Genomic DNA, 12,492 nt, shown 5'->3' on the forward strand with positions numbered 1-12,492 from the left:
CAAAAGCTATAGAATAATGAAGAAAAATCCGTCTAGAAGGTCATTCTTGAAAAAGGCCACATTGGGTTCCGCTGCGATGACATCGGCACCGTTCCTAATCTCCGCCGCAGAGGGTGAAAGAGTTTTGATGCAACGCGAGTATCCCAACGAGACATACTCGGCCAATGACCAGATTAACTTAGGTCTGATCGGTTCGGGGATACAGGGAATTTACGATACGAGATCAGCATTGACGGTCCCTGGTGTGAAATTGGTTGCCGCCTGCGATCTATATTCTGGAAGATTGGATCGCGCCAAGGAGCTTTGGGGGGAAGACATCTTCGTTACCCGGGATTATCGAAAACTCTTAAACCGAAAAGACGTCGATGCCGTTATTGTGGCTACGCCAGATCATTGGCACAAAAAAATAGCCGTTGATGCCTTAAAAGCCGGGAAACATGTCTATTGTGAGAAACCAATGGTACAAAAATGGCAAGACGGGCAAGAAATCATCTCCACACAGAAATCCACTGGAAAAATTTGCCAGATCGGAAGTCAGGGCATGTCTTCTTTAGGGAATGAAAAGGCCAAACAGTTATACGAAGATGGTGCCATTGGGGAAATTGTGATGTTGGACTTTTACAACGATCGCTACTCTGCCGAAGGGGCCTGGCAATATCCTATTCCACCGGATGCCAATCCTGACACCGTGGACTTTGATGCTTTTCTGGGCAATGCCCCAAAGGTCTCCTACGAACCAAAACGATTCTTTAGGTGGCGTAATTATAAGGATTACGGCACAGGAGTTGCCGGTGATCTGTTTGTACATGCTTTTTCCACTTTGAACCATGTTATCGGTTCCCATGGTCCAAACCGGGCGTTGGCTACGGGTGGACTACGCTACTGGAACGATGGTCGTGATGTACCCGATGTAAGCATTACCTTATACGACTATCCAAAAACAGATACCCATGCCGCTTTCAATGCTGCTTTTCGCATCAATTTCATTGCAGGTTCAGGTGGTGGTGGTGGATTTAAATTGATAGGAACAGAGGGCGAAATGGAAGTAGGACAAAATTCGGTGACCGTAAGGAGGTCCAAATTGGGTATGGTTCCCGGTGGTTACTCCATGGTAGCCTACACGGAAGCTACCCAGGAAAAAATTCGCCAAGGCTATGCCGCACAAAATCTGGAGAAAAGGGATTCGGCTTTAAACACGGGTAGCACCACCTGGGAAGCTCCAAGAAATTACAAAGGAGGGCACCATGACCATTTTTACAACTTCTTTACGGCAATTCGGGAAAAAGGAAAAGTAATTCAAGACCCGACCTTTGGGTTAAGGGCTGCTGGAGCCGCCCTCCTGGCCAACGAAAGTTACTACAAAAGACAACCGGTCGATTGGGATCCGGTGGCTATGAAATTAATGTAATCCTATTTTACAAGTCATGAAAAAAGTACTGTTTTTCATTTGCTCCCTGTTAATTTCATGGTCTATGTCCGCTCAAGAAAATCCGTTGAATATTATTGTGTTCGGGGCGCACCCTGATGATTGCGATATAGATGCCGGAGGAACGGCCATTCTTTTCTCAAAAATGGGCCATAAGGTAAAATTCGTTTCCTTGACCAATGGCGATGCAGGACATTATGCCATGGGTGGTGGGGAATTGGCCAAAATTCGTTTTGCGGAGGCACAGGAAGCTGGAAAACGATTTGGGGTGGAATATACCGTTCTTGGCAATCACGACGGGGAATTGATGCCTACCTTGGAAAATCGACTAAAGGTCATCCGTGAAATCCGAAAATGGAACGCAGATATTGTAATAGCACCTCGACCCAACGATTATCATCCAGATCATAGGTACGCAGCTATTTTGGTGCAGGATGCGGCCTACATGGTCATTGTTCCCAATGTCGCGGCCGATACGCCTCCCTTGGAAAAAAATCCGGTCTTTTTGTATTCTGAAGATGGATTTCAAAAACCCAACCCGTTTGAACCGGATATTGCCATAATCATCGATGATGTTTTTAATCAGAAAATCTACGCCATGGCGGCACATGAGTCCCAATTTTTTGACTGGCTTCCTTGGACCTCCGGAAATTTGGATAAGGTACCCAAGGACGAAAAGGGCCGATTGGAATTTTTGGCCAATTGGCGATCTCGTGGGCCCAATACAGCGACCTTGGAGTGCTTAAAAAAATGGTACGGTGCCAAGGCGCTAAATGCAAAGCATGCAGAAGGATTTGAAATATGCGAATATGGGAAACAACCTTCCGAAACCGAAATCCAGAGATTGTTTCCCATGCTCAAAAAGCAGTGAATAGGGCTTTAAGTTAGCTCCATAGCCTGTCCCATGCCCGCATCTTGTCCCATTCTGGGGTCGGTGCGAACAATTTCTCGCCTTTGACAAGGTATTTCTTTACGACTTCCTCGTTAAGTTCTACCCCGATACCCGGTTTTTCAGGTACGGTTACATAACCGTCCTTTACAATAGGTCCATCAAAACCGGTCACTAAATTTTCCCAATCCTTTTTATCCACGGCATGATGCTCCAGCCACATGAAATTTTCCGTAGCCGCGGCGCTATGCACACAGCCTAGGAAGGATACGGGACCCGCGGCATGATGGTGCATAAAGCCTATACCATGTTTGGAAGCAAAATCCCCGATTCGCTTTGTTTCCAGGATACCGCCTGCAGTGTTGGGATCCGGATGTACAATATCCACCGCCCTTGTGGTAATCAGTTCCTCGAAACCACCCTCAAGCCTAAAAATGTCTTCACCGGTCTGGGTAGGCGTAGTAGAAGATTCTGTAATTTCTCGCCATTGGTCGGTATACTGCCATGGAATAAGGTCTTCCATATAGGCCAAATTATAACGTTCGGAAGCCCTTGCCAACTTAATGGCCTCGTTAACCCCAATATGGCCCCAATGATCCGTTCCCATAGGAATGTCATATCCTATTTTGGAACGCATTACGTCCAAATATTCCATCAATTTATCAACCCCTTTCTCGGTAATCTGTATCCTTGTAAAAGGATGTTTTGTCATATTATATTTTGTGGACTGGTGCTGATAGGGGTTAAAATCCGCTTCCGGGGCATTGACCAGTGCCCCAGGAATATCTTTGATCAGGTTGATCCCTATATCCATTTTCAAGGCCGTATACCCTTGGTCTACCCTAGCTTGCATCCTATTGGCATACTCCACCGGATCTTTGGAAACCGTCGTATCACAGTACACTCTAACTTTATCGCGATATTTCCCGCCCAGCATTTGGTACACGGGAACGTTGTAGGCCTTTCCAGCCAAATCCCATAACGCCATTTCCACTCCCGAAACACCGCCACCTTGCCGACCGTGATATCCAAACTGCTTGATAATGCCAAACAGGCGTTCCACATTACAGGGATTTTCGCCTAATAACCTACTTTTTAAGAACAAGGCATATTCCTTGGCCGCACCATCGCGGACATCACCATGCCCCACAATACCCTGATTGGTATAAATGCGCACAATCGGGGTACGAAACACCACATCACCACCAATTTCCGCAATTCTCAAATCGGTGATCTTAAGATCGGAAGGGCTAGAATTTCGGTTCACATTCTGGGAAGCGTAGGCAATCTGATCCCCTATGCTGGCCGATGCACCCGTAAAGCTCGCCAGACTTAGACCTCCCAATCCGGCCTTTTTCAAAAAGGACCGTCTACTTTTGGCCTCATCTTCTTTTTTCATTTTGGAATCCCCGTTCATTGCACGGTTTGGTTTGTTGGTGATAAACTTCATAGTGGTAAAGAATAAATTGTTTTGTATAAATACGTATCCCAATCGTACAACCCTAATTTGACAATGGAACAACCCCTGTAAATTAGGGATTTTTTTATTCCCAACGAAACAAAAAAGGGAAACCAAATTGGCCTCCCCTTTTTACATCAACGAAACATAAAAATCATTCATTATTAATCTTAAAGGTAACTACCGGAATTTTTGAGTGGTTGGCCAAGTCTTCCCCTATACTTCCCATAAAGAAATGGGAAAGTCCTTTGCGCCCGTGTGTAGAAATCCCAATGATATCCGCACTGCTCATCTCACTGTAATTAAGGATTCCCTTTTCAACGCTATAATCATTATAAATCTTGACTTCCATACCTGTATTGGATTTTCTCAGGAAGGTGTTTATTCGATCATAGGCGTCCTTATTGCTCAAGAAATTATCTCCCGGGGTATTGATATAAACCAAATCCAATTTTGCGGACAACATTTCGGCAAACTCCTTTGCCCTTTGAAAGGCCAATAAATTGTCATCCCTAAAATCACAGGCAAAAACAAAACGATCAATTTTAAAATCAGGTAACTCGTCCTTAATGACCAAAACCGGAACGGTGGCATTCCTTACTACCTTTTCTGCATTGGAGCCTACAAATATTTCCTTGAGCCCATCTGTACCGTGGGAGCCCATTACGATAAGTTCCGCATTATGCTTTTCGGCAATTTCGTTCACCTCGCTAAAAACTTTAAAATGCTTTACGATCGGGGTAATCGAAATTCCCTGTAAATAGGGCTTATCCAGAAATTCCGAAAATCTTTTCTCCGCCAATTTAATTAAAAAGACGGTTTGCTCTGGATGAAATCCTTCCGAAGAAGAGATGATGGCTTGGTTTAACTCCAGCATATGTAGGGCCAGGATTTCAGAACCGTGTTTTTTGGCCAGGGAGGCGGCAACTTTGAGTGCATATTCCGATTGTTCCGAAAAGTCTATGGGTACTATAATGTTTTTCATCATATTACTTTTTAAGGTTAAACTGTCATGGAAAATAAACGCGTCTCCGGCGCCTTTCTATGGAGAAGAACGTCAAATGCCATACAAATATTACGTATAAACGGTCTTCCCAGAGGGGTCACTATGATTTGATTTGAGTGCATGGTGATCAATTGATCTTGTTCCATTTCGTAGAGTCGATCCAGTACTGAGGGCAAGGCTGGGAAATGTAGATCCATACTACTCCATGAGGTCTCAAACCTGCACATTAAGTTCAATATATGCCTTCTAATAATCTGGTCCTCTTCGGTAAGAATATGACCCCTATAAATGGGAATAATAGCATTTTCCACCAGATGGGTATACTCTTCAAGATTTTTTACATTTTGTGCAAAACTATACCAACTATCACTTATACTGGACACTCCCAGACCAATCATCATTTGAGTCTTGGAGGCCGTATAGCCCATAAAATTACGGTGTAGCCTTCCTGACTCCAGCGATGCATAAAGGCTATCTGTTGGAAGTGCAAAGTGATCCATGCCTATCTCATGGTACCCGGCGTTGACCAAAAGTCGCTTCCCTGCTTCATACTGCTTTCGTTTCTCACCCGCAGAAGGTAGGTCTTCATCCCTATAACCCCTTTGCCCATTACCCTTTAGCCATGGAACATGTGCATAACTATAAAAGGCCAATCGGTCTGGTTTTAAGGCCCTGGTCATGGTAATGGTCTGTTCAATATTGGCCAAGCTCTGATGGGGCAATCCGAAAATGATATCATGGCCAATGGATTCATAACCGATTTCGCGGGCCCAATCCGTTACATTTTTAACATTCTCAAAGGATTGTATTCTATGAATTGCCTTTTGAACTGTTGGGTTATAATCCTGTATCCCATAGCTTACCCTTCTGAAACCTACGTCATATAAGGCCTTTAGATGTTCTTTGGTAGTGTTATTGGGATGCCCCTCAAAGCTAAATTCGTAATTTCTGGACCTTAGGGCCGTGCTGAAAATGCCTTCAATAAGCTTTTTTAGGTTCAAAGGTGAAAAAAAAGTAGGTGTGCCTCCTCCTAAATGTAATTCCTTAATTATGGGTTTCTCCGAAAAAAGGTTACAGTACAACCTCCATTCCTTCAAGACAGTTTCAATGTAGGGAATTTCAACATCATGCCGCTTGGTAATACGTTTGTGGCATCCACAGAATGTGCACATGCTTTCACAAAAAGGCAAGTGAATATAGAGACTAATACCCTCCGATGAATTGCTCTCTTCAAAACTACGGCTTAAGGTAGATTTCCATTCCTTACCGGAAAAGGTCTCTATATTCCAATAGGGCACTGTAGGATAACTGGTGTAGCGGGGACCTGGAATATTGTATTTTTGAACAAGATTGCACATGGATGTAATTTGTTTAATTACAAACTTAATTTCCACCCACAAAAAAAAATATGATAATTATCAGCTAACCCGAATCTTGCCCTATCCCTAGAATTCCGATTTTACTGTTTTACAACTCAATCGAATCCTAAAGATTTCATGATCGTGAGATTTCCTTTAAGGGCATCTTCCGGAATCGGATACTCATTATTAAAAACCTTTAGGTCTTCCTTATCCAGTAAGGTCACAAAATCTTCACGATACCCATTTTCATAAGGGATGGCCCCCAGGTTTAATTGTAGATGGTTTCCAAAAAAATTGTAAACTGCCGTTCTTTTGGAGTAACCATAATCATGTTTTTCAGAAGGTAAGTGTACATTTTCAACTTTATGTTCCGCGTTATATAGGGCGTATACTTTTTGTAGATATGGATATTCAATAATGGGGGTATTACGGGTCCAATCAGCTCCATTGGAAACCAATAAAAGGGGCCTTGGTGCAGCTAGTGCCGCTATCTCAACATTATTCGTCTGATGATTCTCCCCTTTATGAACCGGCATACCGCTTTCGCAAACGCATCCTCCGAAAAAATGCGCCGAAATCTGAACAACGGGAGCAACTACTTTAATACGATTATCCAAGGCAGCGAGCATAAAGGTTTGGGTAGCTCCACCGGAACCACCGGTCATACCGACCCGGTTCGCATCCACATCATCCCGCGACAATAAATAGTCCAATACCCGCTTGCTGTTATACGTCTGTAGTGCTAGCGCAATAGGAATAGTGTGTTCCACCTGTTTGCTTTCGCCAAAGCCCAGCATATCATAGGCAAAGACCACGGCCCCCATCCTTGCAAAAACTGCCGCTCTGGTCTGCACATCCTCGCGTAATCTTTTGTCCGGCAAATGTCCGTGTGGGCTAAGAATCGCTGCAAACTTTCCCCCACTACTGGTTGGTTTATATAAATTTCCCGTAATGTAGAACCCCGGGAAACTCTCAATAGCAATATTTTCCACCACATAACCCTCCATTTGTCTTTGGCTATGGATGATTGGATTAAAATTTCCTGTTACTTGAGGTATTTTCTCCCATTCCATTCCACTTTTTATGCCCTCCTTGATGATAAGGGCCCTTTCTTCCCAAGACTCCAAATCATTCCATTGGGAAGCAAATTCCTTCATTTTTAAATTGGCCTGATCTGGTGTCCAGTAGTGACCTACACACAGGTTACCCTCTTGTGCCGCAGCACACAGATACATCATTAAGATAAAGAAGGTAATCCTCATATTACGGTCATGGGTTTTAAAATGTATTGATCAATAGGTTTCCTTGATCCAGTTGTAGGGTTTCCTTTTCATCCAAAGTCCCTTGGTAAAATCTGGAAAATACTGTGGAGCGCCATTATTCTCTATGGATATTTCCGAAAGCGGGGTAACCGCACTCCAGGCCGCAGCATCGTAGGCATCCATAGGGGGAGCAACATTCGCCTTGGCTGATTCCACAAAGGAATTCAAAACAAAGAAGTCCATTCCTCCATGTCCTGCTCCGAGCGCATACTCCCCGTATTTTATCCATAGGGGATGATCATATTTCTTTAGCCACTCATCCGCAACATCCCAAGTATGGGGTTTGGATTTACCTTCAACATAGATTCTATTACCATCCACCTCCCAAAGTCCATGAGCTCCTTGAACACGGAATCCCAAAGAATATGGCCTGGGCAAATTACAATCATGGGTTACAATAATGGTTTCTCCATTTGCGGTTTCAATGGTTGACGTAATCACATCGCCCTGTTTGAATCTCACTTTGGCATTCGGATGGTTTTCCCCACCTACCTCAACAATGTAGTTATGAAGTCCAATGGCCTTGGAGGCACTTGAAGTCATGGAAATAAAACGGTTCCCCCGATTAATATCGGCCATAACGGCAATAGGACCTAGGCCGTGGGTTGGATAAACATCGGCATTGCGCTTTACGGAATGGTGAGTGCGCCACTTGGCCTCCGAAGCTCCCTTATCTCCAAATTCGGCTCCCCTTCCGTAAGCATTTGTCCCATCATTGAATTTCACACCCCTGAGATCGTGTTGATAACCACATCTAAAATGTACCAATTCCCCAAAAACATTCTGTTTTACCATGTTAAGTACCGCCATGATGTCGCGCCGGTAGTTTACATTCTCAAGAATCATCATATGCGTACCTGTCTCTTCATGGGTATTCACTAAATCCCAGCACTCCTCCAATGTGTTTGCCGCTGAAACCTCGGTCCCCGCATATTTGCCCGCTTTCATGGCATCAACGGTCATGGTAACATGCCATAGCCAGGGTGTGGCAATGATTACGGCATCCACCTCCTGAAGTTCCAATAGATTTCTATAGTCATAATTGTTCTTGCCAAAGATCTTGGGAGGCTTGCCGCCGGCATCGGTAATTTTTTGCTTCGCAATCGAAATGCGTGCCGGGTCTATGTCACAGACGGCTGTAACATTTACATCCTTCCGCAAAAGTAAATTTTGAAGGTGATTGGTGCCCCGTAACCCGGCGCCAATAAGTCCCACATTCAATTTATCATTCTGATCTCTCCCTGAAGCGCCAAAGGCCAATCCGGGAGCCATGACCATACCCGCGCCTATTATGGAACTTTCTTTTATAAATCTTCTTCTTGAACCCATACGTTTGTCCTAAAAATTGGTTTTTGGAATATATTGTGTTGAAGCTCAAATTATGAAATTCTGTATAAAATTGTTTGTATTAATCCCCTTAATTATAATCTATATCGATCTATAAACCGTTTTTAAATTCAAAGGGCTATTTTTACCCTACTAAAACATAACAACAAATGACCTTACTTTTAATGGCTGCCGGAAGTGGGAGCCGCTATGGAAAACTGAAACAATTTGACGACTTAGGACCCAAGGGAGAGTTTTTAATGGAATTCTCCATATACGATGCGCTACAAAACGGTTTTGACCATATTGTGGTCATTACCAAAAAGGAGAATACCGCTTTTTTGCAAGATCATCTTCAGGATAGATTACCTGCAAACGTTAAAGTAGATGTGTTGGCACAGGAAGTTACCGACCTACCGGAAGGATGTAGTTTTTCCGGGGAACGGCCTAAACCTTGGGGTACCGCCCATGCTGTCTGGACGGCCCGCCATGTCATAAACAATCCCTTTGTCGTAATCAACGCAGATGATTTTTACGGCCAACCTGCCTATAAAAATGCCGCCGACTTTATTCGGGAACATGAAAATGACAATACCTATGCACTTGTAGGCTACACCTTAAAGGATACCCTTTCCGAACATGGTTCCGTTTCCAGAGGGGTCTGCAAGGTAGACGGTGACCGTCTCCTATCCGTTGATGAGCGTCTGAAGTTAGAACAGGAAGGTGACGGTGTAACGGATTACGATTCTGGCAATAGGTATACCGGTGACGAGCAGGTGAGTATGAACTTTTGGATCTGCAAACCTTCAATATTCGACAAAATAGAAAGTGAATTCAGACATTTCCTTTCCGATGAAGAATTGGCCAAGACTAGCGAGCTTTACATTCCAAAGACCGTTCAAGAAATGCTACAGACCGGTGAAATAGAAGTGAAAGTAGTTCCTTCAGGTGGGGAATGGTTTGGGGTTACCTATGCCAGCGACCGTGAGATGGCCGTGGCCCATTTGCAGGAAAAAACAGATAAGGGGCAGTACATAACACCCCTTTGGCCTTGACTATGAACCGTAATTCCCATTCCGAACCAAGCTTTCTTTTGGAAAACTTTTCCATTCCAAGGAAAAAGTACTCCCTTTCGCCTTTGACCCATGGCTATATTAACGATACCTTCCTAGTAAAGGACGGTGCTCTTCCGGTTTACATTTTGCAACGCATCAACCACGATGTATTTCCAAACGTTTCGGGAATAATGAACAATATTGAAAAGGCATTTTCTTTTCTCAAAAGTGATGACTATCATAATATCTCGCTTATAGGGACCGTATCAGGACAAAACTATTATAGCTATGGAAAAGAAGACGTGACCTTTTGGAGGTTAATGACCTATATGGATAACAGTTTAGCCTATAACACCTCCGAAAATCCAAAAATCGCCTTTGGAGCGGGAAAAATTATCGGTGAATTCCACCGGTTGCTCTCTTCTGCCAAACCGGAAAGTTTTGTTGACATCATTCCAAAGTTCCATGATCTTACTTTACGGGAAAATCAATTTAAGGCATCTCTTTCCGTAGGAACCAAAAATCGGCTGCAGACTGCGGAAAAAGCCATTTCCTTTGCAAGAAAGACTCTAGAGACCTTGGAAGAGCTTAACCATCTTGATCTACCGCTACGGATTTGTCACAACGATACCAAACTGAACAATATCCTTTTTTCAAAAAAGACCGATCAACCACTCTGTTTAATAGATTTGGATACACTAATGAGCGGATTCTTTCATTTTGACTTTGGGGATGCCATACGGACCATTGTGAACACTGCACCCGAAGATGAGCAAAATCATGATAATATCGTATTTCGAAGAGACCTTTTTGATGCCTTTATAGATGGACTTGCCACCAATGCAGCGTTTCTGACCCAAGCGGAAATCAACGTATTGCCTAAGGGAGCGGTACTTATGCCATTCCTTCATGGAATTAGGGCCTTGACCGACTACCTTAACGGAGATATTTACTATAAGGTAGCCTATGAAAATCAAAATCTGGATCGCTGTCTTAGCTTGTTCGATTTCACCCAAAAAGCCTTGGAAGAACTGGATTTCATGGAAGATTCCATTGCCAGTAGATTAAAGACCATAGCCTTTTAGCCCAATACACCAACTTCAGGAATATATAGGATAACAAAAGCTCCGAAGTATTACCAGCGTGTTATTCGAAAATAAATCGGATCCCCCCTTCACTTTCTTATGAATAAGCAACTCGATGATTATTAAGGACATAGGATTGCACCACAAAATGGGAAGGGCTTAGCTAATTCCAGATATCCAAAAATCACCGAAGGTGCATATTTATTGGCTATCCGTTTCAAAATTGATACTCCAAATACCCCTTATCTCGTTTGTCCCATAACCTATCGCCCTGTCCGCTGGATAAAGATTTCGTATTGCCGCCAAGGTTTCCGGTTCAATATGTTCGTTTGGCGTCCCATGACATTGTAGGCATAGGGTATTGGTAATGATCGGATAGTAGAAGTTTACTTCGTTATCGTGTAACTCCACGATAGGTTCTACACTCCCATCGGAAGCCATTTGTTCCCTAAAGAAGCTAATATGTGCCAACTCTTTTGCACTGGCTTCATTATCTGGATTTCTCGGTTTATCGGTAACCCTTTGTATAACGGCGTTTTGCATAATGGATATACTGTCCGTTAATGGTATTGCCTTTACCTTACAGAATTCCACAGCTCCTTTGGCACCTACTTCCTTAATGGCCTTTATTAAGCTATTACCTAATTGTGTCTTGGTCGCCAAGGCATGGGCCAACCCTTTATTGGCATAGCGTTTTTCGGCATTGTCGGTTGTAGTGTATTTATAATTTCTCAACGAATTTTCAGCACCTTGCTGCTTATGCTCCAGATAGTTGGCGAACCAAATTGGTCGGTCCATTTCATAGTCGTACATGTATGCTGCAATTTGTTCAATGACTTTCTCGGGATAGGGAATATAGGGCATGTTACCAAATCTTTCAACGGCGTTGGGAATCTTCGATTCCTGTTCGGGGTCATTCAACCAATGTACCAATGCCTCGGTAAACTGTTCCTTGGTGGTACTGGAATCTAAATAATGTAGTTTTATCATAGCCATGGGGGGAGCTATCATTTGGGCCTCTGAGGCCTTAGGGTTGTGACACATAAGACATTCCCTTTCCATAAGCCCTTTTCCAGGATGTTCGGCTTTAACTTCCAACGCCTCCTTTCCGGAAGACGTTTTATTAGTGACTTCCTCGCGCGCTTTGAAGTCCTTGCACCCTAAGGTCAATAGGGTTGATGACAATAAAAAAAGGATTGCTTTCCTCATGATTTTGCAAGTCTCCCCATTGCGCAACTTACAAAAGAGCGTGTCTTGTGTGCTAGGCTATTTTTACTATCCACCGCTGGGTATCCTAGTGATGTCAAGGTATTCTTGGCCATTAAGGCATCCTCGTTATTTTCGTGCAAAAAAGAGACTGTGGAACTTTCCGTATCCACTTCAACCTTTGAAATATCATCTATGCCCGATAACTTTTCGGCGATGGTTGTTGCACATCCATTACACTTCAAATTCTGTACAATAATTGAGGTTTTCATCTTCGATTCCTTTATTGGTTTTTGACTTAATAGAGGGGTCAAAAAAAACTATTTTCTTGCGGTAGTCCTATTTCATTTTAGTTAC

General features: G+C 43.4%; 11 protein-coding genes. 4 read left to right on the forward strand and 7 right to left on the reverse strand.

Annotated features, from left to right (window positions below; all coding sequences use genetic code 11):
• Positions 1-16 precede the first annotated feature (16 nt).
• Positions 17-1,408, forward strand: a complete 1,392-nt coding sequence (locus Q0993_RS10690) for a Gfo/Idh/MocA family oxidoreductase (RefSeq protein WP_299532708.1) — start codon at positions 17-19, stop codon at positions 1,406-1,408.
• Positions 1,409-1,472: 64 nt separating this feature from the next.
• Positions 1,473-2,297: a PIG-L deacetylase family protein gene (locus tag Q0993_RS10695; protein WP_299532711.1), complete on the forward strand. Its 825-nt coding sequence runs from the start codon at positions 1,473-1,475 to the stop codon at positions 2,295-2,297.
• Positions 2,298-2,310: 13 nt separating this feature from the next.
• Here the strand turns inward: Q0993_RS10695 and Q0993_RS10700 are convergent, their stop codons facing one another.
• The 5 genes from Q0993_RS10700 to Q0993_RS10720 all read right to left on the reverse strand — a co-directional run bounded on the left by Q0993_RS10700 (position 2,311) and on the right by Q0993_RS10720 (position 8,792).
• Positions 2,311-3,765 carry a mandelate racemase/muconate lactonizing enzyme family protein gene (locus tag Q0993_RS10700; protein WP_299532714.1) on the reverse strand — a complete coding sequence of 485 codons (1,455 nt, stop codon included), beginning with the start codon at positions 3,763-3,765 and terminating at the stop codon, positions 2,311-2,313.
• A gap of 163 nt (positions 3,766-3,928) precedes the next feature.
• On the reverse strand, positions 3,929-4,759 hold the full coding sequence (locus Q0993_RS10705; protein WP_299532855.1) for a universal stress protein: 831 nt from the start codon (positions 4,757-4,759) through the stop codon (positions 3,929-3,931).
• Positions 4,760-4,776: 17 nt separating this feature from the next.
• Entirely contained in the window at positions 4,777-6,138 is a 1,362-nt protein-coding gene (gene hemN / locus Q0993_RS10710) for an oxygen-independent coproporphyrinogen III oxidase (RefSeq protein WP_299532717.1), read from the reverse strand.
• Between the two features lie 116 nt (positions 6,139-6,254).
• Positions 6,255-7,403, reverse strand: a complete 1,149-nt coding sequence (locus Q0993_RS10715; protein WP_299532720.1) for a CocE/NonD family hydrolase — start codon at positions 7,401-7,403, stop codon at positions 6,255-6,257.
• 30 nt (positions 7,404-7,433) lie between these two features.
• The gene (locus tag Q0993_RS10720) at positions 7,434-8,792 is read right to left on the reverse strand and encodes a Gfo/Idh/MocA family oxidoreductase (protein WP_299532723.1); all 1,359 of its coding nucleotides are present in this window, start codon (positions 8,790-8,792) and stop codon (positions 7,434-7,436) included.
• 167 nt (positions 8,793-8,959) lie between these two features.
• Here Q0993_RS10720 and Q0993_RS10725 point away from each other — a divergent pair, with 167 nt between their 5' ends.
• Complete coding sequence (locus tag Q0993_RS10725; protein ID WP_299532725.1) at positions 8,960-9,844, forward strand: sugar phosphate nucleotidyltransferase; 885 nt, start codon at positions 8,960-8,962, stop codon at positions 9,842-9,844.
• Positions 9,845-9,846: 2 nt separating this feature from the next.
• A complete protein-coding gene (locus Q0993_RS10730; RefSeq protein ID WP_299532727.1) occupies positions 9,847-10,929 on the forward strand; it encodes a phosphotransferase enzyme family protein in 1,083 nt (360 codons plus the stop codon).
• A 201-nt stretch (positions 10,930-11,130) separates the two neighbouring features.
• On the opposite strand, the gene Q0993_RS10735 is transcribed toward Q0993_RS10730, so the two are convergent.
• Entirely contained in the window at positions 11,131-12,138 is a 1,008-nt protein-coding gene (locus Q0993_RS10735; protein ID WP_299532729.1) for a DUF3365 domain-containing protein, read from the reverse strand.
• On the reverse strand, positions 12,135-12,407 hold the full coding sequence (locus Q0993_RS10740; RefSeq protein ID WP_299532731.1) for a heavy-metal-associated domain-containing protein: 273 nt from the start codon (positions 12,405-12,407) through the stop codon (positions 12,135-12,137). The genes Q0993_RS10735 and Q0993_RS10740 overlap by 4 nt, the downstream gene beginning before the upstream one ends.
• Positions 12,408-12,492 lie beyond the last annotated feature (85 nt).

Source organism: Ulvibacterium sp. (genome assembly GCF_028285715.1).
GTDB lineage: Bacteria > Bacteroidota > Bacteroidia > Flavobacteriales > Flavobacteriaceae > Ulvibacterium.